This is a genomic window from Ruegeria sp. BG3 (assembly GCF_056538485.1).
Genome location: NZ_JBQFTE010000010.1, coordinates 84,493 through 110,263, shown reverse-complemented (window position 1 = coordinate 110,263; position 25,771 = coordinate 84,493). Strand labels below are relative to the sequence as shown.

General features: G+C 59.4%; 26 protein-coding genes. 14 read left to right on the top strand and 12 right to left on the bottom strand.

Annotated features, from left to right (window positions below; translation table 11 throughout):
* Nucleotides 1-13: 13 nt before the first annotated feature.
* Nucleotides 14-565, bottom strand: coding sequence for an NnrU family protein (locus ACR0AI_RS16400; RefSeq protein ID WP_170721202.1), 552 nt, complete (start codon nucleotides 563-565; stop codon nucleotides 14-16).
* 6 nt (nucleotides 566-571) lie between these two features.
* The gene (locus tag ACR0AI_RS16395) at nucleotides 572-1,429 is read right to left on the bottom strand and encodes an HpcH/HpaI aldolase/citrate lyase family protein (protein ID WP_480675589.1); all 858 of its coding nucleotides are present in this window, start codon (nucleotides 1,427-1,429) and stop codon (nucleotides 572-574) included.
* 169 nt (nucleotides 1,430-1,598) lie between these two features.
* Between ACR0AI_RS16395 and ACR0AI_RS16390 the strand changes: the two genes are divergently transcribed.
* On the top strand, nucleotides 1,599-1,904 hold the full coding sequence (locus ACR0AI_RS16390) for a hypothetical protein (RefSeq protein WP_170661186.1): 306 nt from the start codon (nucleotides 1,599-1,601) through the stop codon (nucleotides 1,902-1,904).
* On the opposite strand, the gene ACR0AI_RS16385 is transcribed toward ACR0AI_RS16390, so the two are convergent.
* Nucleotides 1,901-2,656 carry a sulfite exporter TauE/SafE family protein gene (locus ACR0AI_RS16385; RefSeq protein WP_170378973.1) on the bottom strand — a complete coding sequence of 252 codons (756 nt, stop codon included), beginning with the start codon at nucleotides 2,654-2,656 and terminating at the stop codon, nucleotides 1,901-1,903. The genes ACR0AI_RS16390 and ACR0AI_RS16385 overlap by 4 nt on opposite strands.
* Before the next feature lie 161 nt (nucleotides 2,657-2,817).
* Between ACR0AI_RS16385 and mdh the strand changes: the two genes are divergently transcribed.
* From mdh to lpdA, 11 genes are all read left to right on the top strand, one after another.
* Nucleotides 2,818-3,783, top strand: coding sequence for a malate dehydrogenase (gene mdh / locus ACR0AI_RS16380; RefSeq protein ID WP_480675587.1), 966 nt, complete (start codon nucleotides 2,818-2,820; stop codon nucleotides 3,781-3,783).
* A gap of 183 nt (nucleotides 3,784-3,966) precedes the next feature.
* Nucleotides 3,967-4,752, top strand: a complete 786-nt coding sequence (locus ACR0AI_RS16375; RefSeq protein ID WP_480675585.1) for a sulfotransferase domain-containing protein — start codon at nucleotides 3,967-3,969, stop codon at nucleotides 4,750-4,752.
* Between the two features lie 202 nt (nucleotides 4,753-4,954).
* Nucleotides 4,955-6,148, top strand: coding sequence for an ADP-forming succinate--CoA ligase subunit beta (gene sucC / locus ACR0AI_RS16370; RefSeq protein WP_480675583.1), 1,194 nt, complete (start codon nucleotides 4,955-4,957; stop codon nucleotides 6,146-6,148).
* Between the two features lie 84 nt (nucleotides 6,149-6,232).
* Complete coding sequence (gene sucD / locus ACR0AI_RS16365) at nucleotides 6,233-7,114, top strand: succinate--CoA ligase subunit alpha (protein ID WP_170378979.1); 882 nt, start codon at nucleotides 6,233-6,235, stop codon at nucleotides 7,112-7,114.
* The gene (locus tag ACR0AI_RS16360; RefSeq protein ID WP_480675581.1) at nucleotides 7,115-7,555 is read left to right on the top strand and encodes a hypothetical protein; all 441 of its coding nucleotides are present in this window, start codon (nucleotides 7,115-7,117) and stop codon (nucleotides 7,553-7,555) included.
* Between the two features lie 10 nt (nucleotides 7,556-7,565).
* Nucleotides 7,566-8,108: a DUF805 domain-containing protein gene (locus ACR0AI_RS16355; protein WP_480675579.1), complete on the top strand. Its 543-nt coding sequence runs from the start codon at nucleotides 7,566-7,568 to the stop codon at nucleotides 8,106-8,108.
* Nucleotides 8,105-11,062 (top strand): 2-oxoglutarate dehydrogenase E1 component, encoded by a 2,958-nt coding sequence (locus tag ACR0AI_RS16350; RefSeq protein WP_480527388.1) that lies wholly within the window; start codon nucleotides 8,105-8,107, stop codon nucleotides 11,060-11,062. The genes ACR0AI_RS16355 and ACR0AI_RS16350 overlap by 4 nt, the downstream gene beginning before the upstream one ends.
* A gap of 3 nt (nucleotides 11,063-11,065) precedes the next feature.
* On the top strand, nucleotides 11,066-12,574 hold the full coding sequence (odhB, locus tag ACR0AI_RS16345) for a 2-oxoglutarate dehydrogenase complex dihydrolipoyllysine-residue succinyltransferase (protein WP_480675577.1): 1,509 nt from the start codon (nucleotides 11,066-11,068) through the stop codon (nucleotides 12,572-12,574).
* A gap of 2 nt (nucleotides 12,575-12,576) precedes the next feature.
* Nucleotides 12,577-12,852: a hypothetical protein gene (locus ACR0AI_RS16340; RefSeq protein WP_170721212.1), complete on the top strand. Its 276-nt coding sequence runs from the start codon at nucleotides 12,577-12,579 to the stop codon at nucleotides 12,850-12,852.
* Nucleotides 12,853-12,975: 123 nt separating this feature from the next.
* Nucleotides 12,976-13,368 (top strand): MAPEG family protein, encoded by a 393-nt coding sequence (locus ACR0AI_RS16335; protein WP_480675576.1) that lies wholly within the window; start codon nucleotides 12,976-12,978, stop codon nucleotides 13,366-13,368.
* Nucleotides 13,369-13,419: 51 nt separating this feature from the next.
* Nucleotides 13,420-14,808 carry a dihydrolipoyl dehydrogenase gene (gene lpdA / locus ACR0AI_RS16330; RefSeq protein WP_480675575.1) on the top strand — a complete coding sequence of 463 codons (1,389 nt, stop codon included), beginning with the start codon at nucleotides 13,420-13,422 and terminating at the stop codon, nucleotides 14,806-14,808.
* Between the two features lie 22 nt (nucleotides 14,809-14,830).
* Here the strand turns inward: lpdA and ACR0AI_RS16325 are convergent, their stop codons facing one another.
* The gene (locus ACR0AI_RS16325) at nucleotides 14,831-15,424 is read right to left on the bottom strand and encodes a TetR/AcrR family transcriptional regulator (protein WP_480701405.1); all 594 of its coding nucleotides are present in this window, start codon (nucleotides 15,422-15,424) and stop codon (nucleotides 14,831-14,833) included.
* Nucleotides 15,425-15,511: 87 nt separating this feature from the next.
* Between ACR0AI_RS16325 and ACR0AI_RS16320 the strand changes: the two genes are divergently transcribed.
* A complete protein-coding gene (locus tag ACR0AI_RS16320; protein WP_480527382.1) occupies nucleotides 15,512-16,105 on the top strand; it encodes an NAD(P)H-dependent oxidoreductase in 594 nt (197 codons plus the stop codon).
* Between the two features lie 9 nt (nucleotides 16,106-16,114).
* Here the strand turns inward: ACR0AI_RS16320 and ACR0AI_RS16315 are convergent, their stop codons facing one another.
* Genes ACR0AI_RS16315 through ACR0AI_RS16300 form a run of 4 tightly spaced genes read right to left on the bottom strand, consistent with a single transcriptional unit; the run spans nucleotide 16,115 to nucleotide 19,020 of the window.
* Complete coding sequence (locus ACR0AI_RS16315) at nucleotides 16,115-16,720, bottom strand: pyridoxamine 5'-phosphate oxidase family protein (RefSeq protein ID WP_480675571.1); 606 nt, start codon at nucleotides 16,718-16,720, stop codon at nucleotides 16,115-16,117.
* Nucleotides 16,707-17,447 carry a lysophospholipid acyltransferase family protein gene (locus ACR0AI_RS16310; protein ID WP_480675569.1) on the bottom strand — a complete coding sequence of 247 codons (741 nt, stop codon included), beginning with the start codon at nucleotides 17,445-17,447 and terminating at the stop codon, nucleotides 16,707-16,709. The genes ACR0AI_RS16315 and ACR0AI_RS16310 overlap by 14 nt, the downstream gene beginning before the upstream one ends.
* Nucleotides 17,447-18,346 (bottom strand): cell division protein FtsX, encoded by a 900-nt coding sequence (locus ACR0AI_RS16305; protein WP_480675567.1) that lies wholly within the window; start codon nucleotides 18,344-18,346, stop codon nucleotides 17,447-17,449. The genes ACR0AI_RS16310 and ACR0AI_RS16305 overlap by 1 nt, the downstream gene beginning before the upstream one ends.
* Entirely contained in the window at nucleotides 18,343-19,020 is a 678-nt protein-coding gene (locus tag ACR0AI_RS16300; RefSeq protein WP_170379000.1) for an ATP-binding cassette domain-containing protein, read from the bottom strand. The genes ACR0AI_RS16305 and ACR0AI_RS16300 overlap by 4 nt, the downstream gene beginning before the upstream one ends.
* A gap of 184 nt (nucleotides 19,021-19,204) precedes the next feature.
* On the opposite strand from ACR0AI_RS16300, the gene ACR0AI_RS16295 reads away from it, so the two are divergent.
* Entirely contained in the window at nucleotides 19,205-19,915 is a 711-nt protein-coding gene (locus ACR0AI_RS16295; protein WP_480675565.1) for a zinc-ribbon domain-containing protein, read from the top strand.
* A 108-nt stretch (nucleotides 19,916-20,023) separates the two neighbouring features.
* Here ACR0AI_RS16295 and ACR0AI_RS16290 read toward each other — a convergent pair whose 3' ends face one another.
* The 4 genes from ACR0AI_RS16290 to argH all read right to left on the bottom strand — a co-directional run bounded on the left by ACR0AI_RS16290 (nucleotide 20,024) and on the right by argH (nucleotide 25,755).
* Nucleotides 20,024-22,567, bottom strand: coding sequence for a TIGR02302 family protein (locus tag ACR0AI_RS16290; RefSeq protein WP_480675563.1), 2,544 nt, complete (start codon nucleotides 22,565-22,567; stop codon nucleotides 20,024-20,026).
* Between the two features lie 36 nt (nucleotides 22,568-22,603).
* The gene (gene lysA / locus ACR0AI_RS16285; RefSeq protein WP_480675561.1) at nucleotides 22,604-23,869 is read right to left on the bottom strand and encodes a diaminopimelate decarboxylase; all 1,266 of its coding nucleotides are present in this window, start codon (nucleotides 23,867-23,869) and stop codon (nucleotides 22,604-22,606) included.
* Nucleotides 23,870-24,184: 315 nt separating this feature from the next.
* The gene (locus ACR0AI_RS16280) at nucleotides 24,185-24,367 is read right to left on the bottom strand and encodes an argininosuccinate lyase (protein ID WP_170469036.1); all 183 of its coding nucleotides are present in this window, start codon (nucleotides 24,365-24,367) and stop codon (nucleotides 24,185-24,187) included.
* A complete protein-coding gene (gene argH / locus ACR0AI_RS16275; protein WP_480675559.1) occupies nucleotides 24,367-25,755 on the bottom strand; it encodes an argininosuccinate lyase in 1,389 nt (462 codons plus the stop codon). Before argH ends, ACR0AI_RS16280 begins: the two co-directional genes overlap by 1 nt.
* Nucleotides 25,756-25,771 lie beyond the last annotated feature (16 nt).

Genomic DNA, 25,771 nt, shown 5'->3' with positions numbered 1-25,771 from the left:
TTTCAGGTCCTTATCATCCGAACGGAGACGGGCCGACCAGCCCGTGGATATAGCCGATCACACCAAGCAGCACGATCGAGGCAACAAAGAACATCGCGTCCATGCCATAGGTGCCGGGTTCGCCGGGGGTCCAGTCGGGTTCGGATTTGTTGATCACGATCACTTCGACCACGGCCCAGGCCAGCAACCCGCCGAACAGAATGATTGAGGCCAGATCGCCATTCACCAGCAGATGCGCAAAGGCCCACAGCTTGAACCCGCCCAGCATCGGATGGCGCAGCTTGTGCAGCAGACGGCCTTTCTTAGGGGCTGGGCTCATCATGTAGATCGCGATCAGCACCAACAGATTGTTGATATGGGTCATGAAGCTTGGCGGCGCCCAGACATAGATGAACTCGGTCATGCGGTAGCCGAAGATCATCAGCAAGATCGCAGCCACCAACGCCAGCGCCACAGCCCCTTTGCCGCCATCGCCCATAGCCGCGCGCTGCGCAGGCAGGATGCGTTTGAACAGGTGTGCGGCCCACCATAGCGCCACACCAAGGATCAGAAGAACAAAGCCCATGCTGGCTTACCCCGCTTGCAAAGCTGAAATCGCCTCCGCTTTTGCCAGAATTTCGCGGGCAGTTACAACATGCAGGTTTTCGACGATCTTACCGTCAACCACTGCAACGCCCTGCCCTTGCGCCTCGGTTTCCTCAAACGCGCTGATCTGGCGGCGGGCGAGGTCTATCTCGTCATCCGACGGGGCGAAGGCTACATTGGTGACCTCGATCTGCGCCGGGTGGATCAGCGTCTTGCCATCAAAGCCCATATCTCGGCCCTGTTCGCATTCCGCTGTCAAACCGTCTGTGTCCTTGAAGGCGTTGTAGACGCCATCAACGATGATCAGCCCTTCGGCCTTGGCCGCCAGCAGACATAGGCCGAGCGAGGTCATCAGCGGCAGACGGTCGGGACGGAACCGGGTTTGCAGGTCCTTAGCCAGATCGTTGGTCCCCATCACGAAACCCGCCATCAGAGGATGCGCTGCAATCTCAGCTGCGTTCAGCATACCGCGCGGGGTCTCCATCATGGCCCAGATCGGCAGGTCCCCTGTGATCGCGGCCAAAGCATCCACATCCGCCGCCGAGTTCACCTTGGGCAACAGAACAGCATCGGCGTCCATCTCGCGCACGGCCTTGGCGTCATCTGCACCCCACGGAGTATCCAGCCCGTTGATGCGCACGATCTTGACCCGAGGGCCGTATCCGCCAGCGGCCAGAGCTGCCTTCAGGGTCTCGCGTGCGTTGGGTTTTTCGTCGGCAGCCACCGCGTCTTCGAGATCGAAGATAATGGCATCAACCGGCAACGTGCGGGCCTTGTCCAAGGCCCGGTCACGCGAACCGGGGATGTAAAGAACCGAGCGATAAGGGCGCTGACGCGGGTGCATTGGCCTCTCCCGTTGAAATAATGTTGCGCAGAAAGGGGCATTTTTCTCAGGAAAGTTCAAGGCAAAAATCGCCGCAACGCAGCATTAGTGACGCAACGCTCTTTGCTTTAACGCAATATCGCCCTCTTGACCGCAGGCTTCAGGCGACTGGTGACAGATGGGGTCAGAGATGAAAAAGACAGTTTTGAAGATGACAATCGGACTGGGAATCATGGTCCTCGCGGCGCAACAGGTTCAGGCGCAGGCCCGCAACTGCGCCCATCGGGCCGATGTGTTGCAACGCCTTGCGGAAACCTATGGTGAAACGCGCCGGGGGATCGGCATTGCTCGTCAGGGTGCGGTGATGGAGCTGTTTGCCTCGGACCAATCTAGCAGCTGGACGATCACGGTGACCCTGCCGGACGGAATGACCTGCCTTGTGGCCTCGGGGCGGGCCTATGAGCAGATGGCCGATGTCCTGCCGCCAAACACCTAAGTCAGTGCGTCCCAGATCAGCTTGCCTCCGGTCAGGGTCAGCAACACATAGGCGATGCCAAAGAACAGGCGTTCGGACAGCATGAAATGCGCGCGGACGCCCAACCAGGCCCCCAATATAGCGAAAGGGGTCAGCAGAAGATCTGCCAGCGCCGTGTGCCATGTGAAAAGGCCGAGATAGGCGTAGGGCACGAATTTCGCCGCGTTGATCACCCAGAACACCAAAACGGTCGAGGCCTGAAACTCGGTCTTCGACAGGCGCTGGGACAACAGATAAACGGCAGCCGGGGGACCTCCGGCATGGCTGACAAAGCTGGTAAACCCGGCGACAAGCCCCGCGAACAGACCTGCAGAGGCAGGCAAGCGGCGGGTGAAACCGCGAATCCAGCCTTTGCTTTGGGCGACGTGCCAGATCACGAACCCGACCGAGATCCCTCCGATCAGCAACCTCAGCAGGTCGTCATCTGTTACGCGGTATAGCCAGGTGCCCAGCAGAACACCCGGAACCGCGCCCAGGATCAGCAGACGCGAATCCGGCCAGCTCCAGCGTTTCCAGTAGGGTCCCAGCGTGGCCACGTCGATCACCATTAGGATCGGCAGCATCAGCGCCAGCGCCTGCCCCGGTGTCAGTATCAGAGCCAGAATCGACGACGACGCAAAGGCCACGCCCGAGCCGAACCCACCCTTCGAGATGCCCGCAAAAATCACCGCCGGGATCGCGACTGCAAAAAACATCAGGTTCAATTCAAACATGCAGCGTCCCGGGAATTGGCTTGATTCACAGGCGGTTTAGCGCAACCGGATTGGGGATGGCAAACGGTATGCGGTGGCATGCCGCGCCGCAGGACCCTTGCGCAAAAGCCATTTAACGACTAGCAAACCCGCGATTTCAATACCGACCGGAGATATTCCAAATGGCCAGACCCAAGATTGCGCTGATCGGCGCTGGGAACATCGGCGGCACGCTTGCGCATCTTGCAGCTGTCAAAGAACTCGGTGACGTCGTCCTGTTTGACATCGCTGACGGACTGCCTCAGGGCAAGGCGCTCGACATCGCCGAGTCCGGCCCGTCCGAAGGCTTTGACGCCGCAATGTCGGGCAGCAGCGACTATGCGGACATCGCAGGCGCAGACGTGTGCATCGTCACCGCAGGCGTCGCCCGCAAACCGGGAATGAGCCGCGATGACCTGCTGGGCATCAACCTGAAAGTCATGAAATCGGTCGGCGAAGGCATCGCAGCCCACGCGCCCGATGCGTTCGTGATCTGCATCACCAACCCTCTGGACGCGATGGTCTGGGCTCTGCGTGAATTCTCGGGCCTGCCGCACAACAAAGTCTGCGGCATGGCGGGCGTTCTGGATTCGGCCCGTTTCGCACATTTCCTGTCGGAAGAGTTCAACGTCTCGATGCGCGACGTCACCGCCTTTGTTCTGGGCGGCCACGGCGACACCATGGTACCGTCAGTGCGCTATTCGACCGTCGCCGGCATCCCGCTGCCCGATCTGGTCGAGATGGGCTGGACTACGCAAGAGAAATTGGACGCCATCGTTCAGCGTACCCGAGACGGCGGCGCCGAGATCGTTGGCCTGCTGAAAACCGGCTCGGCCTTCTATGCGCCTGCGACCTCGGCGATCGAAATGGCTGAAGCCTACCTGAAAGATCAGAAGCGCGTTCTGCCTTGCGCGGCCTATTGCAACGGCGAGTTCGGCGTTGACGGCATGTATGTAGGCGTTCCGACCGTCATCGGTGCAGGCGGCATCGAGCGTATCGTCGACATCAAGTTGAACGAAGACGAACAAGCAGGCTTTGAAAACTCGGTCAACGCTGTGAAGGGCCTGATTGAGGCTTGCAAGGGCATCGACGGCTCTTTGAACAGCTAGGCTGAGTGTAATTGATGAGGTGGCCTCTAAAACTAAGGAGGCTGCCTCAAATCCGATAAAGACCTTTGACGCATAAGTCCTTGACACCAATGCCAAAGTGGCAGGATTATCTGTAGTGTCGACGCTGAAAGTGCCTTCTCAACCACACTACACAAATTCAAGAACTGCTTCACAAACAACGCGATGGTAGAAAAACGCCCTGATGTATCTCTGAAAATCCTTGGTGAACGGAACTCTGGAACTAATTTCCTTCGCAGTTTTATTGAAGCCAATTTCGATACCCACGTGTTCCCCAGTGAAGCGCAACTTAAGCGTTGGCAACGGCGCTATCTACATAAGTTCACGCAGCCTAAGCTTCGCCGTTCGTTTCGGGAAGCTATGATGGACGACAATCACTATCAGGCAATCTCCGAAAATGGCGGCTGGAAACATGCTGCCGCCACGGGCCCTTTTCTTGAGAATTTCGCAAAACCTAAGAACTGTCATGTCATTTGCTTGGTTCGACATCCGGTCAGCTGGCTCAATTCAATGCACCGAAACCCGTTTCATGCATTGGCACCTGTGCCAAGGGACTTTTCTGACTTTATTCGGTCACCATGGGTAGCACTCCCCAGAGACATGCTGTCCAACAGATTTTTGGAAAACCCAATCCAACTTCTGACTAAGAAGTTGGACAGCTACCACTGGCTGGCGTCACAATATGATAGAACCTACGTGTTGCGGTATGAAGATTTGGTTACTGACCTCCAAAAAACCGCAGACAAATTATCTGAATTCTTGCCGCGCAAAGGCGAAACGATCGAAGTTCTCAAGGAAAGCGCCCGTAGTTTTGGTGTCGGACATTCAACATTTGAAGACTATGCCACGAAAGCCAAGCAAGCATCTTTTAGCGTATTGTGTGACGATGATCGAAAACACGTGGAGGCACGATTTTCCAGTTGTTCTTTGAGGGAACTGTATCCGAAGTAGTTCAGAACGCACGAAGCTATCCTTTTTTGCGCTTCTGATAGTGATTCTTAGATTCTTTCATGTTGTGATCACACCCTAAAAAACTGTGATCACAAATAGGAAAAATCTTCACTAAAAATCGCCCTACGATCAAAAAAGCCTTTATAATTGCGTCCTAGACACCTCTATATCGGTGTAATCGTAGTCAGACGGGACAATTTCGATGAATATTCACGAATACCAAGCCAAGGCGCTTCTTCGCAGCTATGGCGCTCCGGTCTCCGACGGTCGCGCGGTTCTGCGCGCCGAGGAAGCCAAAACCGCAGCCGGTGAACTGGACGGCCCTCTGTGGGTTGTGAAGGCGCAGATCCACGCAGGTGGGCGCGGCAAGGGCAGCTTCAAAGAGGCCGACGCAGGTGAAAAGGGCGGTGTCCGTCTGACCAAGTCGGTGGAAGAAGCGGCCGAGGAAGCAAAGAAGATGCTGGGCCGCACTCTGGTCACTCACCAGACCGGCCCCGCGGGCAAGCAGGTCAACCGCATCTATATCGAAGCAGGTTCCGGCATCGAGAGTGAACTGTACCTGGCGCTCCTGGTAGATCGCCAGACCAGCCGCATCTCTTTTGTCTGCTCGACCGAAGGTGGCATGGATATCGAAGAAGTGGCCGCGTCCACGCCCGAAAAAATCCTCTCCTTCTCGGTGGACCCTGTGACCGGTTATCAGGCCTATCACGGCCGCCGCATCGCGTTCTCGCTGGGTCTGGAAGGCGCTCAGGTCAAGCAATGTGTGCGCCTGATGGGCATCCTCTACAAAGCCTTCGTCGAGAAGGACATGGAGATGCTGGAGATTAACCCGCTGATCGTCTCAGACAGCGGCGAGCTCAAAGTACTGGACGCCAAGCTGGGCTTTGACGGCAACGCGGTTTACCGCCACCCCGACATCGCGGAGCTGCGCGACGAGACCGAGGAAGACCCCAAGGAACTCGAAGCCTCCAAGTACGATCTGAACTACATCGCGCTGGACGGTGAGATCGGCTGCATGGTCAATGGTGCTGGTCTGGCGATGGCAACGATGGACATCATCAAGCTCTACGGTGCCGAGCCTGCCAACTTCCTCGACGTGGGCGGCGGTGCGACCAAAGAGAAAGTAACAGAGGCGTTCAAGATCATCACCTCGGACCCGAACGTCAAAGGCATTCTGGTCAACATCTTCGGCGGCATCATGCGCTGTGACGTCATCGCAGAGGGCGTTGTTGCCGCGGTGAAAGAGGTCGGCCTGCAGGTTCCGCTGGTCGTACGTCTGGAAGGCACCAATGTCGAGAAGGGCAAAGAGATCATCAACACCTCTGGCCTGGATGTAATCGCGGCAGACAACCTGAAAGACGGTGCCGAGAAGATCGTGAAAGCCGTGAAAGGCTAAGCCCAATTCCGTGGAGTGGGTTTCGCCCCACTTTTCCGAAGAATTCTGGCAGGCTTTGGCCCGCCTAAAATAGGAGAACGCCAGATGGCAGTCCTCATCGACGAAAATACCAAAGTGATCTGTCAGGGCTTTACTGGCTCGCAGGGCACATTCCACTCTGAACAGGCCATTGCTTATGGCACCAAGATGGTCGGCGGCGTGACCCCTGGCAAAGGCGGCATGGAGCATCTGGGCCTGCCCGTGTTCAACTCGGTCCACGAAGCCAAGCACGTGACCGAAGCCAATGCCTCGGTGATCTACGTGCCGCCGCCCTTCGCGGCTGACTCGATCCTCGAAGCAATTGACGCCGAGATGGAAGTGATCGTCTGCATCACCGAAGGCATTCCGGTTCTGGACATGATGAAGGTGAAGCGCGCACTGGAAGGCTCGAAATCGCGCCTCATCGGCCCGAACTGCCCCGGTGTCATCACACCTGACGCCTGCAAGATCGGCATCATGCCCGGCCACATCCACAAGCGCGGCTCGGTCGGCGTTGTGTCCCGCTCGGGAACTCTGACCTATGAGGCCGTTAAGCAGACCACCGATGTGGGTCTGGGCCAGTCCACCTGCGTTGGTATCGGCGGCGACCCGATCAAAGGCACCGAGCATATCGACGTGCTGGAATGGTTCCTGGCGGACGACGAGACCCATTCGATCATCATGATCGGAGAGATCGGTGGATCGGCCGAAGAAGAAGCTGCACAGTTCCTGGCGGATGAGGCCAAGAAGGGCCGCAAAAAGCCGGTTGCCGGTTTCATCGCAGGCCGCACCGCCCCTCCGGGCCGCCGAATGGGCCACGCGGGCGCGATCGTCGCCGGCGGCAAAGGCGGTGCCGAGGACAAGATCGAAGCCATGCGCTCGGCCGGTATCGTTGTGGCAGAAAGCCCGGCAACGCTGGGTGAGGCCGTGCTGGAAGCGATTGGGTAAATGATCAACTGCCGGGCATACGCTCTAAGGGCGGCGCCCGAAAAAAGGGTGGGCGCGTTGCGTCCATCCTTCTCATCTTTAGCTTGGCTGTGGTCTTTGTTCGCGACTGCGATGTTCGTATTTTCTACCGCTGGGCAAGCCAAAGCAATGGAATGCGAAGTTCGTATTGGCTGGTCCAGCGAGGGTCAGTTTATTCAGGACGAGGCTTGCGGCATACACAACGTTGCCAAGGCTAAAGGTTTTTTTGACCTCGAGCTCTCGGGCAGCAAAAAATACCAGTTCCGCTTTCGCGCAAACAAAGAATCCACCAAGGATGAAATAGTGCGGCGCGTTGGTTATGTTTGCGATTTGATAGGCAGCGAACGGGCCGTTTTCTCAGCCAATCGCGGAAGGGAGCGTGCGCTGATCGTTTCTTTTTCATGTGGCGACGCAAGGGGGTGAATTGACTGCCATGACCTTCTCTGACGCGATCCGCACTTGTTTCTCCAAATTCTTCACTTTCTCGGGTCGCGCCTCACGGCCCGAATACTGGTTTTTTTTCCTGTTCATCGTGATCTGGAGCATCATCGCCGGGATCATTGATGCGCAGTTCTTCACTCAGGTCTCCGTGACCGAGGGGGATGGCGTGAAATCCGTAACCGCCACGTCCCGTCAACCGGTGCAAAGCATCGTCAGCCTGATTGCGTTCTTCCCGCATCTGGCCGTCGCATGGCGGCGGATGCACGATTCCGGGCGCAGCGGGCTTTACGCTCTGTTGCCGATCCTGCTGATCCTCGGGGCCTTCGCGGTTCTGATCTTCGGCATCGGCCTTGCCTCGAGTTTCCAGCATGGCGGCAATCTGGACATTCTGTTCACACGTGCCACTCTGCTGATCGTCATTCCGACACTGCTTGTTTTGTTTGTGTCGCCCCTCCTGGTTCTGTGGTGGCTGACCCGCCCGTCTCAACCAGGCACCAACCAATACGGTCCCAACCCATATGAGGTAGCCCAATGACCGAACACACGCCCAATTCCGCGTTCCATGCCTCTAGCTTTATGCAAGGCCACAATGCCGAGTATCTGGAGCAGCTCTATGCCCAATACACGAAGAACCCCGGGGCGGTGGATGCCGCTTGGGACGAGTTTTTCAAGGCAATGGGTGACGCTTCTCCGGATGTTCAGCGCGAGGCCGAGGGGCCATCCTGGGCGCGGACCGACTGGCCGCCGATGCCTGCGGATGATCTGACCGGGGCGCTGACCGGTGAGTGGGCCGAGATCGATGCCAAGGCGGCGGGCAAGAAGATCGAGGAAAAGGCCGCAGACAAGGGCGTAGAGGTCAGCGATGACCAGATCAAGCGCGCCGTGCTGGACAGCTTGCGAGCGCTGATGCTGATCCGGGCCTACCGGATCCGGGGCCATCTGGCCGCCGATCTGGATCCGCTGGGTATGCGCGCGGCCAGCACACACCCGGAACTCGATCCGAAGACCTATGGCTTTACCGAGGCCGACATGGACCGGCCGATCTTTATCGACAATGTTCTGGGCCTGCAGATGGCCTCGATGCGGCAGATCGTCGAGATCGTGAAACGGACCTATTGCGGCACCTTCGCGCTGCAATACATGCATATCTCAGACCCGGAACAAGCCGCGTGGCTGAAGGAGCGGATCGAAGGTTACGGCAAGGAAATCGCCTTTACCAAGGAAGGCCGTAAGGCGATCCTGAACAAGATGGTCGAGGCCGAGGGTTTCGAGAAATTCCTGCATGTCAAATACATGGGGACCAAACGGTTCGGTCTGGATGGTGGTGAAAGCCTGATCCCGGCGATGGAGCAGATTATCAAACGCGGTGGTGCTCTGGGCGTCAGCGACATTGTCATCGGCATGCCGCACAGAGGCCGCCTGAATATTCTAGCCAACGTTATGGGCAAGCCCTACCGCGCGATTTTCAATGAGTTCCAGGGCGGCAGCTTTAAGCCTGAAGATGTGGATGGCTCTGGCGACGTGAAATATCATCTCGGTGCCTCCAGCGACCGTGAGTTTGACGGCAACAGCGTCCACCTGTCGCTTACTGCCAACCCCTCGCACCTAGAAGCGGTGAACCCGGTGGTTCTTGGGAAGGTCCGCGCCAAACAGGATCAGTTGAACGACACCGACCGCACCAAGGTTATGGGCATCCTGCTGCACGGTGACGCGGCCTTTGCCGGTCAGGGTGTGGTCGCCGAAGGGTTTGGTCTGTCCGGCCTCAAGGGCCACAAGACAGGCGGCACCATGCATATCGTCGTGAACAACCAGATCGGCTTCACAACGGCGCCGCACTTCTCGCGCTCCAGCCCGTATCCCACGGATATCGCGCTGATGGTCGAAGCGCCGATCTTCCACGTCAACGGCGACGACCCCGAGGCGGTTGTTCACGCCGCCAAGGTCGCGACCGAGTTCCGCCAGAAGTTCCACAAGGACGTGGTCATCGACATCTTCTGCTACCGCAGGTTTGGTCACAACGAGGGCGATGAGCCCATGTTCACCAACCCGATCATGTACAAGAAGATCAAGACGCATAAGACCACTCTGTCGCTCTACACCGAACGTCTGGTCAAAGATGGGCTTATCCCCGAAGGTGAGATCGAGGATATGAAAGCCGCCTTCCAGGCCCATCTGAATGATGAGTTCGAGGCCGGCAAAGACTATAAACCCAACAAGGCCGACTGGCTGGATGGGCGCTGGTCGCATCTGGACAAGAACAAAGAGGACTATGTGCGCGGCGAAACCGCCATCGCCCCGGCGACTCTGGCCGAGATCGGCAACGCGCTGACCCACGCCCCTGCGGATATTGCGGTACACAAAACCGTTGCGCGTCTGCTGGACCACAAAAAACAGATGTTCGACAGTGGCAAGGGCTTTGACTGGGCCACAGGTGAAGCGCTGGCCTTTGGCTCGTTGCTGACCGAGGGCTTTCCGGTTCGACTGTCCGGTCAGGACGCGACGCGCGGGACGTTCAGTCAACGTCACTCGGGCTTTGTCCATCAGGAAACGGAAGAGCGGTTTTATCCGCTGAACAACATCCGCGAGGGTCAGTCGCACTACGAAGTGATCGACTCGATGCTGTCTGAATATGCGGTTCTGGGTTTTGAATACGGCTACTCGCTGGCCGAACCCAACGCTCTGGTCCTGTGGGAAGCGCAGTTTGGTGACTTTGCCAACGGGGCGCAGATCATGTTCGACCAGTTCATCAGCTCGGGCGAAAGCAAATGGTTGCGGATGTCGGGTCTGGTGACGCTGCTGCCGCACGGGTTCGAGGGGCAAGGCCCCGAACACAGCTCAGCGCGTTTGGAGCGGTTCCTGCAGATGTGTGGTCAGGACAACTGGATCGTGGCGAACTGCACGACACCGGCGAACTATTTCCACATCCTGCGCCGCCAGCTGCACCGCACCTTCCGTAAACCGCTGATCCTGGTGACCCCGAAATCGCTGCTGCGCCACAAGCTGGCGGTCAGCACGGCCGAGGATTTTACCACTGGCTCCAGCTTCCACCGGGTGCTGTGGGACGATGCGCAACAGGGCAACTCGGACACCAAGCTGGCCGCGGACGACAAGATCAAGCGCGTGGTTCTGTGTTCCGGCAAGGTCTATTACGACCTGCTGGAGGAACGCGACGCCCGTGGTATCGACGACGTCTACCTGATGCGGATCGAACAGTATTACCCGTTCCCGGCGCACTCGCTGATCAACGAGCTTGAGCGTTTCAAAGGGGCTGAGATCGTCTGGTGCCAGGAAGAGCCTAAAAACCAAGGTGCCTGGACCTTCATTGAGCCAAATATCGAATGGGTGCTGACCCGTATCGGCGCCAAACATACACGGCCGCTCTATGTCGGCCGCGCAACCTCGGCCTCGCCTGCGACGGGTCTGGCCAGCCAACACAAAGCTCAACAAGAAGCGCTCGTGAACGAAGCGCTGAGCCTCGAAGGAAAGTAAACGATGACCATTGAAGTTCGTGTTCCCACGCTAGGCGAGTCTGTTACCGAAGCCACGGTTGCGACCTGGTTCAAGAAACCTGGTGATGCCGTCGCCGTGGATGAGATGCTCTGTGAGCTTGAAACCGATAAGGTGACGGTCGAAGTCCCCGCCCCCGCCGCTGGCGTTATGGGCGAGATCGTCGCCGCCGAAGGTGAAACCGTTGGCGTCGACGCCCTGCTGGCAACCATTGCCGCAGGCGAAGGCGCAGCCCCTGCTCCGGCCGTAGCAGCGCCCGCCCCTGCGGCCGCCCCGGCAGCGTCGGGTGGAAGTGTCGATGTGATGGTGCCCACGCTGGGTGAATCGGTCACCGAAGCCACCGTCTCGACGTGGTTCAAACAGGTTGGTGACGCGGTCGCGCAGGACGAGATGCTGTGTGAGCTGGAAACGGACAAGGTCTCGGTCGAAGTTCCCGCCCCTGCTGCTGGTGTTCTGGCGGAAATCGTTGCGCCCGAAGGCACAACCGTGGACGCCTCGGCCAAACTGGCCGTGATCTCGGGCTCCGGCGCGGCCGCAGCCCCTGCACCCGCCCCTGCCGCCGCCGCAGCCCCGGTCGCAGCAGCAACCGGCAAGGATGTCGCCAACGCTCCGTCGGCAGAGAAAGCCATGGCCGAGGCCGGTCTGTCCGCCGCTCAAGTCTCTGGCACCGGACGTGATGGCCGCATCATGAAAGAAGACGTGGCCCGCGCCGTGGCAACGGCTGCTGCACCTGCGCCCGCCGCCGCTCCGGCTCCGGCCCCTGCGCCGCGCGCACCTGTGGCTGCTGATGACGCCGCGCGCGAAGAGCGGGTCAAGATGACCCGCCTGCGCCAGACCATCGCCAAGCGACTGAAAGACAGCCAGAACACCGCCGCCATGCTGACCACCTATAACGAGGTGGACATGACCGAGGTGATGGCCCTGCGCAGCCAGTACAAGGACCAGTTCGAAAAGAAGCACGGCGTGCGTCTGGGCTTTATGTCCTTCTTCACCAAGGCCTGCTGCCATGCGCTGAAAGAAGTGCCCGAGGTGAATGCCGAGATCGACGGCACCGACATCGTCTACAAGAACTTCGTCCACATGGGTGTCGCCGCCGGTACACCCACAGGTCTGGTTGTTCCGGTCATCCGCGATGCAGACTCGATGTCTTTTGCAGCGATCGAAAAGGCCATCGCCGAGAAAGGCAAACGCGCCCGTGACGGCAAGCTGAGCATGGCCGAGATGCAAGGCGGCACCTTCACCATCTCGAACGGTGGCGTCTATGGCTCGCTGATGTCTTCGCCGATCCTGAACCCCCCGCAATCGGGTATTCTGGGCATGCACAAGATTCAGGACCGCCCGATGGCGATCAACGGTCAGGTTGTGATCCGTCCGATGATGTATCTGGCGCTGTCTTATGACCACCGGATCGTTGACGGCAAAGGCGCGGTGACCTTCCTTGTCCGCGTGAAAGAGGCGCTGGAAGACCCGCGCCGCCTACTGATGGATCTGTAATCATGGCAACGCATGTTCTGTGGCAAGCCGATGTTGCCGACTTTGATGCCTGGCTGAAGGTGTTTCGAGAAGACATCGCGATGCGCCAGGCAGCCGGTATTCACGACCTGTATGTCTGGCGTGACCCAGATCAAAAGGATCACGCCATCGCCATGTTCGAAGTGGATGACATACAAAAAGCCCGCGCTTTCTTCGATTCGGAAGAGCTGGCCATGCATCTAGAACGCGGTGGGGTCGCCCATATCCAGGTGAAACTTCTGGACCCGGTCTTACCGTAAAAACTCTGCTGTGTGCGGGGCCGCCCTGTACACAGCCCCGCAAATACACGTGAAGCGCGCCTGCTATTGATGTCAGAGAATGCTAACCGACAAACGGACTCTGGTTGAAAAAGGATACTCGTCATGTCTTCCGAACTTTCCATTCTTGCCCTGTACGGCCTTCTGATCGTCGTAGTGGTTTTGTTGAATGTGCTGACAGCCATGTCGCAGGTCGGGTTGATGACATTGGGTGGCGCACGGGACGACATGCCTGACCTGACCGGCGTTGCGGGCCGGGTCGAGCGGGCTCTGACCAATTCGGTCGTCGCCATGGCCCTGTTTGCCCCCGCCGTTCTGATACTGTCCGCCAAGGAGGCCTTCACCTCCGGATCGCTGCTGGCCGCGCAGATTTTTCTGATCGCGCGTGTGGTTTTCGTTCCGATCTACGCCTTCGCAATCCCGGTTCCCTTCCTGCGCACGATCGTGTGGATGGCTGGGTTTCTTGCGACGATCTATCTTTACCTGCTAGCCCTATAGCTTAGTACGCCGCACCAGGATGCGGCCAAGACACACCAAGGAGTGCCCTCAATGTCCAGCTATGACGTCATCGTAATCGGAGCCGGTCCCGGCGGCTATGTCTGTGCCATCCGCTGCGCCCAGCTGGGTCTGAAAACCGCCGTTGTCGAAGGGCGTGAGACGCTGGGAGGCACCTGCCTGAACGTGGGCTGCATCCCGTCGAAGGCGCTGTTGCATGCCTCTCATCAACTGCACGAGGCCGAGCATAACTTTGCCAAGATGGGCCTGAAGGGTAAATCTCCGTCCGTCGACTGGAAACAGATGCAGGCCTACAAGGAAGAGGTGATCGAGGGCAACACAAAGGGCATCGAGTTCCTCTTCAAGAAGAACAAGATCGACTGGCTGAAGGGCTGGGGGTCGATCCCCGCTGCCGGCAAGGTCAAGGTGGGTGATGAGGTTCATGACACCAAGAACATCATCATCGCATCGGGCTCCGAGCCTTCGGCCCTGCCGGGCGTTGAGGTTGACGAGAAGGTCGTTGTAACCTCAACCGGCGCGCTGTCGCTGGGCAAGATCCCGAAAAAGATGGTGGTGATTGGTGCCGGTGTGATCGGTCTGGAACTGGGCTCGGTCTACAGCCGTCTGGGTGCTGAAGTGACGGTGATCGAGTTCCTCAAGGAAATCACCCCGGGCATGGACCCCGAGGTGCAGAAGACCTTCCAGCGGATCCTCAAGAAGCAGGGTCTGAACTTCGTGATGGGTGCGGCGGTGCAAAAGACCGAAGCGTCAAAAACCAAAGCGAAAGTCACCTACAAGCTGCTCAAGGATGACAGTGAACATGTGATCGAAGCCGATACCGTCCTGGTCGCCACCGGTCGCAAGCCATACTCGGACGGATTGGGGCTGGATGCGATGGGTGTCGAGATGACGCCGCGCGGTCAGATCAAGGTCGGCGCGGACTGGCAGACCAACGTGCCGGGCATCTACGCGATTGGAGACGTCACCGAAGGCCCGATGCTGGCGCACAAGGCCGAAGACGAAGGTATGGCCGCCGCCGAGCAGGTGGCCGGCAAGCACGGCCACGTGAACTACGGCGTCATCCCAGGCGTGATCTACACCTGGCCCGAGGTTGCCAATGTGGGTGAAACAGAGGCGACCCTGAAAGAACAGGGCCGCGCCTACAAGGTCGGCAAGTTCATGTTCATGGGCAATGGCCGCGCCAAGGCCAACTTTGCCTCAGACGGATTCGTCAAGATCCTGGCCGATAAGGAAACCGACCGGATTCTGGGCGCGCATATCATTGGCCCCGCTGCTGGTGATCTGATCCACGAAGTTTGCGTCGCGATGGAATTCGGCGCGTCAGCCGAAGATCTGGCGCTGACCTGCCACGCCCACCCGACCTATTCGGAAGCCGTGCGCGAGGCCGCTCTGGCCTGTGGTGACGGCCCAATTCACAGCTAAAGCTCTCTGACTCCGGCAGCGATCAGCTTGCCGGGGTCAACCAGGCATTCAGGTAAGTTTCAAGCCTGTCGGTGAACGTTGTTGCCGAGTGCAACGCACAGAACCTGAGAGACATGGCCTGAATCGCAAAGGCCTGCACACCTTCGGCCAATAGTTCGGACGGCAAATCCTTGCGCATCTCGAATGCGTCCAACCACATCATCACCACCCGGAAATACCGCTCAAAGCAATAGGCGATCGGCCCAACATCCGCGATGGCGGTTGCGCCGGAATACCGGATCAGTAGATCAAAGACATACCGCTCGGACATCATGAAGCTGTGGACCGGTTCCAAAGCTGCGATGAGCTGCCTGACGGTTTTGGGTGATGGCCCTGCCTCGGCCTGATCCAGACACGCATTCAATCTGTCCGCGATCAGGATCTCCATTAACGCGTCCTTGTCGCGGAAATGCGCGAAGAAGGTGCCCTTGGCGACACCGGCCGTTTGCACCACCTCTTCCACCCGAAGGCCCTCATACCCGCTTTTCTGTATCAACTCTTCCGACACCGCCATCAGGCGGGCGCGGGTTTTCAACGTGCGTTTCTGGACTGTCTTTTGCATGAGGTCAGATTGCATGTTTTTTGACCGCGGTCAAATTTTATATTGACCATGGTCATTTTTATACCTAATAAACTGACCACGGTCATTTTTAGGAGACATCCCATGCACGCCAAGAAAATCCTGATCCTCGACGGGCACCCCGCCGAAAGCAGCCTGTCCCGTACTTTTGCGAAAACCTACGGCGACGCTGCGCGCCAGAACGGTCATGACGTCCGCCTGATCCATCTGAGCGACCTTCAGTTCGATCTCGATTTTGGGCAGGGCAACTATCACGAGTTCAAACCCCTCGAACCCGAGCTTGAGAAGCTGTTGCAAGATTTCGAATGGAGCGACCATCTCGTTATGACCGCGCCTATGTGGTGGGGTGGCCTGCCCGCAAAGCTTAAAGGCCTGATCGATCGCATGTTCATCCCGGGACGAACCTTCGATACCCGAAACACCACCAAGCTGGGCTTTCCGGCCCCGATGCTGACCGGCCGCACCGCACGCGTCATCCTGACCTCGGACACACCTGGCTGGTTCATGCGCCTGATCTACCGTCAAGCATTGATCCGGCAAGTCCGCGATCAGATACTCGGCTTCGTCGGCTTCAAGCCAACGCGGTTTACATATTTCGCAGGGGCCAGTGAGCCAAAGCCGGGAAGCGTCGATCGCTGGATATCAAAGGTCGCCAGAATTGGCGCAGAGGCTATCTAGGAGCCGTGCCTACCACATCGTCTTTGCGGCGCGCGCGCCCCATTGGGAGTCGTATTGCGCGCCGCCTTCCTCACCGGATGAGGCTTCTGCAAGGATCTCGCCAACCGTGGGCAATCCTTCGCTTTGATCGCCGCTGGTCCATGTACCAGCCCGCATCAAGGCCCGGGCGCATTGGGTGTAAATCTCGGCAATCTGGATAACAATCACGGTGGCCGGTTGCTTGCCTTGTTTTCCGAACCGGGCCCTCAACCCTTGATCCGCGGATACCCGTGCCGTCCCGTTCAGGCGGACCACAGTGTTGGAGCCAGGCACGATGAACATCAGCGAGACTCTCGGGTCACGAACAATGTTGCGCAACGAATCCAGACGATTGTTCCCCCGCCAATCCGGCATTGCCAGCGTGTTGGGATCAAGCTCCAAAACAACGGGCCCATCGTCCCCGCGCGGGCTGCCATCGACGCCTTCGGGGCCAACGGTACTTAGAATACATAGGCGCGAGGCCATGATCCATTGCCTGTAGAGCGGCTTCAGGCTGTGCGCGACCTTACGCAATGACGGCGCAGCGGGCGTGCCATAGAGTGCCTCTAGGCTCGGTATGTCTTCAATGAACTCCATCCGGATCAAACCCCACTTCTTTCATCAAAGCGTCTGAGCGTGTCTCGATCACATCTTCCAAACGGCTCAGAAACGCGTCCCGTTCGACACCCGGTTCTATCGGGTCGAGGAAATCGACAACCGCCAACCCGGGTTTGCGCAAGATACCACTGCGCGGCCAGAACACGCCGGCATTGGTTGCAACCGGCACACAGGGAAAGCCCAGCCCGTTGTACAGGATCGCCGTGCCAACCTTATAGGGCTTGGACAGACCGGGGGCGACGCGGGTGCCCTGAGGGTAAATCACCAGTTGGCCGGGTTCGGCGAATTCCTTGGCGACGTCTTTGACCATCTTGGCCACTGCCGCACCCTTCTTGCCGCGATTGACCGGGATGCAGCCCAAACGACGCGCATACATTCCGATGACTGGGGTCCAGAGAAGCTCTCGTTTCATGATGAATTTACCATGCGGGATGGCGTCGAAGATCATGATGATATCAAGGAAAGACTGGTGCTTGGCCCCGATGACGACCTCGCCGGTTGGTACCGTGCCACGCACCTCGCACCTTATGCCGACCATCCATCCTGCCAACCACATCGTGCTGCGCGCGTAAGTTTTGCATGCGCGCAATGCGCCCTGTTTCGTGAAGATCGCGTATGGCAGATAGGCGATTCCAAGGATCAACATCCAAACGTAAATCACAATCATGAAGATCAGGGAACGGATCCATTGAAAGCCCTGTGACATCAGGAAAGCTCCTTCAACTTGCGGCGGGCGGCGGTCCAGGTGGCGAAGAAGGCAACCACAGCGCCCAGAACGGGGATCAGCAAGGGCAACACCCAGCCAAGCCCCTGAAACCCTACTCCGGTCAGAAATCCGCCCTCGTCCGAGGGGTCGGGCAAGAGCAGAACACCTGTCATCCCCAATATCGTCCCGACAAATGCGCCGAAGAAGGCGCGGTAGGTAAAGCGGCGGACAAATGCGCCCGCGATGAACCGATCCCGCGCGCCCACCTGCCGCAGCACTGCGATGATACTGGCATTCGCAGCAAGCGAGGCATTGGCCGCCAGCGTGATCATCGCCGCAGTTGCACCACCGATCAGCAGGATCGAGACCCAGCCCAGCCGTCGCAGGGACATCGCCGCATCCACTAAGGGCTCGCGCCAGCGGGTGTGGTCATCCAGAACCGCTCCGGGTACTTCGGCGCCCAATCGCAGGCGGAGACCCGCCGTGTCCAGACCCGGCTCACCTTCAACAATTTCAATCAGTTGCGGGATAGGTAGCGTTTCAATCGGCAAGTCCGGCCCGAACCATGGTGACAGCAGCGCGGCTTGTTCCTCGGCCGTCAGCGCGCGGGCCGAGGCGACGCCGGGTGTCTGGCCAAGAACGGTCAGGGCGGTTTCCGTCTGTGCCGCCATCTGCTCGGCCGGGGCGTTGATGCGCAAGGTGGCAGCCCCCGCCAATTCCGAGGCCCAACGGTCTGCAATCCGGCCAGAGGCCAGCGAAAGCGCCAGTGCAAACACCGCCAGAAACGCCATTGCGCCCGAAACAAATAGGGTCAGATGCGCGGTGTACCCGGTCGGAGGGACAACGCGGTCCGCGCGCGTATCTCGGCGCAACAGGTTGCGGATGTCGCCATTGCTCATAGGTCCGCTCCGGCCAGATTCAGTTTGCGCTGCGAGATACGCAACACGCGGGCCTGAACCTGGCTTTTGGCCGCCCGGATCAAGCTCAGGTCGTGGGTAGCGATCAGGACGGTCTTGCCCATGCGGTTCAGCTCGATCAGAAGACGCAGCAGCCGTTGCGACATCTCCCAATCCACGTTGCCAGTGGGTTCATCTGCCAGCACTACGTCGGGCGACAGGATTACGGCTCGGGCCAAAGCCGCGCGCTGCCGTTCGCCGCCCGACAGTTCAGGCGGATGCGCGTCCAACCGTGCACCCAACCCGACCCAGGACAAAAGCTCAGTCAGGTTGTCCTGCTCTTCCGACTCGGCACGGCCCGACACCATCAGAGGCAGGGCTACGTTTTCAGCCAGTGTCATGTGATCCAGAAACTGGCAATCCTGATGCACAACACCGACCCGACGCCGCAGCAGGGCCATCTGATCCCGATCCAGACGCGCGATATCTTCGTCAAACACGCTCAGCCGACCCGAGGTCGGCAACAACGCGCCATAGCACAGCTTCAGCAACGTGGTTTTGCCTGCGCCCGAAGGTCCGGTCAGGAAATGGAACGAGCCGGGCTGCAATTTGACTGAGACATCGCTCAGCAATGCGCCGTCGCCATAGGTATAGCTGACATTTTCCAGCTCGATCACAGGTGTCCCCAGTTCTTTTGCCGATCTTCTTGCCCGAGCTTGCCTGCGGTTTCAATGCCTGCACCGGGTCCAATTGGCGACACTTGCCCCATGAAACCGAAAACGCCCTTTGCTGTTGGGTCTTAACGGAATATCATCCCTGAAAAAACTACTATCGGGCCGAACGTCAGGCCGGGGAGGCAGTATGAGACTTACATGTCCGAATTGCGGCGCTCAGTACGAAGTGCCGGACGAGGTGATCCCCGAAGAGGGGCGCGATGTGCAGTGCTCCGCCTGTGACCAGACGTGGTTTCAGCCCAAGCACCCCGAAGACGCAGCACCCGTTACTGAGGCGCCTGATGCCACCGCCGAGCCGGACGCTAAGCCAGAGCCGACCCCTGAACCCGACACAGAAGTCGAAGTTGTTGATGAGGCGCCGTCCGATACCGGCAAAACCGGCAATGTCGATCCGGCCGTTGCGAGCATTCTGAAGGAAGAGGCCGCGCGTGAGGCGGAGCTGCGCTCTCAAGAAGGCAGCAGCCTTGAGACGCAACCCGATCTGGCGCTAGAGGATTCTGTCGAACCCGAGTTTCAGATCAAGCGCCCGACTGCGACCGAGACCGCCGAGGATGCCGGCCAAAAGGATGCGCTTCCTGACGTTGAGACCATCAATTCAGGCATGTTGAGCGATGAGGGCGACGACACGCCCCCGGCCAAGCAATCCCGCGGCTTTGTGCGCGGCTTTGCCGTGATGCTGATCATCGGCGTGATCCTGTATCTGATCTATGGCAATGCGCAACAGATCAGTGAGGCCGTACCGCAAGCCGATCCGGTGCTGGACTCCTACGTCTCTTTGATTGATCAGGCCCGTATCTGGCTTGAGACGCAGGCCGGGGCAGGCGCGCCGCAGGAATAGAGCGTTTCGAGTTTTACCTTAGTCATCAAGTGACACGAATGTCCCGATAACGCTGAAAGCGTGACAGGGTATTCTTGTCTCAGGTTTAAGCCGAAACGATATAGCGGCTCAGAACCGTTCCAACAGACGCTTGAGGTATTCCAGCTCGATCTCGGGCCGGTCCGTTTCACCGGTCCGACGGCGGATTTCGTCCAGCAACTCACGCGCGCGGCGGTAAACGTCTTCACCCTGCAACAGGTTGTCATCGGTTGAAATCGACCCGGCCGCACCGGGATTGCGGCCAAGCGGATCACGGCTGTTGGCTTGCGCCTCACCTTCCTCGGTACCTTGTCCGGATTGGTTCTGTTGGTTCTGCGCCATGGCCTCACCCAAGGACCGCATGCCTTCGCGTAGGGCCTCCATCGCTTCGGACTGACGGTCGATCGCTTCGGCCAAATCATTGCCGCGCAGCGCCTCCTCCGCCTCTTCCATGGCACCTTCTGCGCGGCCCAACGCATCGCGCGCCGCGTCGCCTTCGGGGGTGCCTGCACCGGGCAAACCCTGTTGCTGTCGGTTCAGTTCTTGCCGCAGGGCCTGCTGCCGATCCGCCAAAGACCCCTCACCCGGTTGGCCTTCGCCCGCCTGATCCGAACCTTGACCCTGACCGCCTTGACCCTCGTGGCTTTCGCCGCGGCCCTGACCGCCATTTCGGCCTTCATTTCCTTGGTTCTCGCCTGCCTGAGCGCCGGGGTTGAACTGTTCCTGCAGATCGCGGAACGCCTGATCGCTCAGACCTTGCTGTTCACGCAGGGTCTCGGCCAAGCCTTCCATGGCCTGCTGCCCTTCGGATTGACCACCCTGCCCTTGGCCTTGGGTGACACGCATGTTCTCCATCATCTGTTGGAACTCTTCCAGCGCCTGCTGCGCCTCGGCCATGCGGCCCTGTTCCATCAATTCCTGAATGCGATCCATCATGGCCTGAAGATCGTCCTGCGTCATCTGCATGCTTTCGCCGTTCTGACCGGACTGGCGCTCATCACTGTCGCCGTTTTCCTGCGCAAGACGCTGCAACTGGTTCAGGTAGTCCTGCGTGGCCTCGCGCAGTTCCTGCATCAGCTCGGCGATTTCCTCATCGCTGGCCCCGTTTTGCATCGCCTCAGTGAGGCGCTCCTGCGCCCGGCGCATCCGCTCCAGCGCGTCTGCCAGAGTGCCGTCTTCGATCAAAACCGCCAGATCCCAAAGGGCCTGCGCGATCTCGGCCTGTTGCTTGTCCTTCAAACCGTAGTCGTTGAAGGTTTCCAACCGCCGCAGCGTGACCCGCAGCCGCAGATAGGCGGTGTCGGAGCGAAACAATTCCTCGGGCCGGTGTGAGATCGCCCGCAGCACCTGAGCCACTCGCGGTGCGTTGGTCCGCGACCAGAGCAGATCGCGGCGCTGTTCGATCACCGCAGCCGCCAAGGGATCAAAGAACCGGCGCGCAGGCAGATCGGTCAAATATGGCTCGGAGGTGCTTTCCTGATCCGAGGCGTCGCGCGCCATCAACGTGATACGAACCGGCAGATGCGCCCATGGGTGCTGCGAGAAATCCTCAATCAGATCCTCGGTGAAATCTGCACGGTCGCCGGTGATCGGCATTGGCAACTCGACCTCGATCACCTCGCGCGGTTCCGGGTCAGCCGTCAGACCATAGCGACGATCAACCGAGGTCATATCCAACTCGATCACCGCCGAACCGGAGACGATCCCGTAGTCATCCGAGGCCGCAAAGGGCAGCTTCATCTGCCCGCCTGCCTCGGCTTCGGCCTTATCAGCAACCGCAATGCTCGGCGGGGTGTCGGGAATGACGTCCACCATCCAATCCCGTCCTGCGGGGCCATCAATGCGCATCTGGCCTGAACGGGCGACGGTGAAATCCTGCTCAGTTTCGGTCGCGGCCTCGGCACCGAGGGGAGAGCTTGTTTCGGTCAGGCTATGCGCGCCGACCTCGCCATAGAAACGCAGGGTGACGCGACTGCCTTGCGGGATCGACAGCGTGGGGCCGGTCTGATCGGCCAGATAGAGCGTCGGCAGTCCGGTATAGCGTGGGGGTTCGACCCAGCCTTCCCATGTCGGCCCTTGCCCTGCCACCGCCGTTCCGGGCGCCATCTCGGCCACCGAGCCAATCCGCCAGAAAGAACCGAACAGGGCCGCGACCACCAACGCGAGCAAAGCCGCGTAGCGCAGGGCATAAGGATCACGCGACGCCAGTCGGAGGTCGGGTTTGGCAACGCGCGCTTGCGCCGCGCGGTCCGCCATCCGCGCCTTGTGCGCCTGCCAGAGGGCAACCGAATCCGCATCCCCCGCACCAATCGCCTGATCATCCATCAATGCCTGAATCGGACGCCCGGGCAGGGTTTCATCCAATCGGGCCAGCGCTTCGGCGCGTGAAGGCAGGTGGATTTGCCGAATCCCCCAGATCGCGCTGACCAGCAGCGCAATAGTAACCACGACAGCTACACCCCACACGATCTCAACCCGCACAAGATCATGCAGACCCAGCATCAATGCGGCCAAAACAGCCATCAAAACCGAGAAAAACGGCCAAAACGCGCGCAATACCTGCTCGGCCAGCAATCCGGCATGTGTCATCCACACGGACAGACGGGGAACGGGTAGGTTTGGTTTGTCGCTCAAAGCGGGCCTCCAGAGTTGGCCCGCGCGCCTACCGCGTCAGAGCCACTCAGGTATGGTATCGCGGTTTATGATTTCGTCAAAGCTTGGGCGTTCACGAATTACGGCAAATTGATCCCCATGCACCAAAACCTCGGGGATCAGGGGGCGCGTGTTGTATTCGCTGGCCATCACCGCGCCATAGGCCCCGGCGCTGCGGAAGGCGATCAGATCACCCGGTGCAAGCGGCGGCATGTTGCGCTGTTTGGCGAAAGTATCACCGGATTCGCAAACCGGGCCCACGATGTCATAGGGCTGTTGTTCGACCCCAGCTGCGGGTTCCTGTACCGCAACGATATCGTGATGCGCCTCATACATGGCCGGGCGGATCAGATCGTTCATCGCTCCGTCAAGGATGAGGAAATCACGCCCTTCGCCGGATTTCACATAGATCACCTTGCTGACCATCAGACCGGCATTGCCCGCGATCAGGCGACCGGGTTCGATTTCGATTTCACAGCCCAGATGACCCAGCGTTTTCTTGATCAGCGCACCATATTCCAACGGCAGAGGCGGCGCGTCGTTCGAGCGCGTGTAGGGAATGCCAAGCCCACCGCCCAGATCGAGGCGGCGGATGTTGTGGCCCTCTGCACGCAACTGCTCAGTCAGTTCGGCGACCTTGGTGTAGGCCAGCTCAAACGGCTCAAGCTCGGTCAGTTGCGAGCCGATATGGACGTCGATGCCGATCACCTCCAACCCCGGCAGAGCGGCCGCGTGCGCATAGACCTCGGACGCGCGCGAGATCGGGATGCCGAACTTGTTCTCGGACTTGCCGGTTGCGATTTTGGCATGGGTCTTGGCGTCCACATCCGGGTTCACCCGAACGGTGATCGGCGCAACCACACCTAGCTCCGTCGCCACCGCGTTGATCACTTCCATCTCGGGCTCGGATTCGACGTTGAACTGGCGGATGCCGCCGGTCAGCGCTGTGCGAATCTCATCCGCCGTCTTGCCAACGCCCGAAAAGACGATTTTGTCGCCCGGCACACCGGCGGCCTTAGCGCGCAGGTATTCCCCGCCCGAGACCACATCCATTCCAGCACCCGCCTGCGCCAGCGTTTTCAGGATCGCCTGATTGCTGGCGGCCTTCATCGCATAGCAGACAAGGTGATCAGTGCCTTCAAGCGCGTCATCGAACAGCTTGAAATGCCGCAACAGGGTCGCAGTCGAATAGACATAGAACGGGGTTCCGACCGCGGCTGCGATTTCGGAGATTGGGACATCCTCGGCGAAAAGCGCGCCGTCGCGGTAGAGAAAGTGATCCATAGAAGCGCGATTAGACCAAAACCGCCCTATGGATCAATGGATTCGCACTGAAACGATACGCTGCAGGGCGTTCAAAAATCGTTCGACACGCCGACACGCGCGTAGCCGGACACTGAGACTCCGGTTGAATTGGGCTCTTTTTGCGGCGCCGGCCGTTGGCTGGAGGTCGGCTCGCAAGCCGCAAGCGCGACGAGCGCCAGAAGAAATCCGAAAATTCGCATGAGATCAGTCTCTGAGTACTAGAAAGAAGGGCCGCGCCTTGGCGTGCCAGACCCTACTTGGGTGTTTTGCCCGGAATTACAACGAGATCAGCGATTAAACGCCCAGATAGAGGCCAAAGCCCCCGCGGCGGAAGCCGATACCTCCGCCCACATGCGTTCCGCTCGAGCCGACGCCAACACCCACGCTTGCCGTTGGCTGAACCGGCTCACCATCCGCGCCACATCCGGCCAGCGCGAACCCAGCCGCTACAATCACCGCTATGCGTAGAACTGTCATCACACCAGCGCCTTCCATCGCTCAACCTGCGCCCGCACCTGATCGGGGGCGGTGCCACCATAGGATTGGCGCGAGTTTACCGAGTTTTGGACAGTAAGAACAGAATAGACGTCATCGGTGATATCCGCATGGACCGACTGCATGTCTTCCAAGGTCAGATCAGGCAGGTCGCAGCCCTTGTTTTCAGCCATCGCCACCAGCGAACCGGTGACATGATGGGCATCGCGGAACGGCAGACCCAGAACCCGTACAAGCCAATCGGCCAAATCGGTCGCGGTTGAGAAACCCGACCCAGCCGCTGCGGCAAGGCTGTCGCGGTTGGCAGTCATGTCCTTGACCATGCCCTCCATCGCCGCCAGAGCCAGCATCCAGTTGTCGGCGGCGTCAAAGACCTGCTCTTTGTCTTCCTGCATGTCCTTGGAATAGGCCAGCGGCAGGCCTTTCATCACCATCATCAGCGCGGTGTTCGCGCCATAGATGCGGCCGGCTTTGGCGCGGATCAGCTCTGCCGCGTCTGGGTTTTTCTTCTGCGGCATGATCGAGGACCCGGTCGAGAACCGATCCGAGAGCGTCACAAACCGGAACTGGGCCGAGGACCAGATCACCAGCTCTTCGGCAAAGCGCGACAGGTGGACGGCGCAGATCGAGGCAGCGGACAGGAACTCCAACGCGAAGTCGCGGTCGCTGACGGCATCCAGTGAATTGGCAGAGGGGCGGTCAAAGCCCAGCGCCTCAGCCGTCATGTGCCGGTCGATGGGGAAGGATGTCCCGGCCAGCGCGGCGGCCCCGAGGGGGGATTCGTTCATGCGCGCGCGGGCATCGCGCACGCGGGACAGATCGCGGCCAAACATCTCGACATAAGCCATCATGTGATGGCCCCAGGTCACAGGCTGCGCGGTTTGCAGATGGGTAAAGCCGGGCATGACCCAATCCGCCCCGGCCTCGGCCTGCGCCAAAAGCGCGCGGATCAGGGCCAGAAGACCGGTTTCCGCCGCATCCAACTGGTCACGTACCCAAAGTTTGAAATCGGTCGCCACCTGATCATTACGCGACCGACCCGTGTGCAGACGGCCCGCGGGTTCACCGATCACCTCTTTCAGGCGCGCTTCGACATTCATGTGGATGTCTTCCAGCGCGGTCGAGAACTGAAATTCCCCGTTCTGGATTTCTGACAAGACTGTGAGCAGCCCTTCCCGAATGGCCTGCGCGTCACTATCACTAATAACGCCTGTCGCCGCCAGCATAGCGGCATGGGCGCGCGAGCCTGCGATGTCCTGGGCTGCCATCCGCTGATCGAACCCGATCGAGGCATTGATTGCCTCCATGATCGCGTCTGGACCGGCGGCAAAGCGGCCGCCCCACATCTGGTTCGAGGATTGATCGGTCATGTAAGAAAACCCGGAG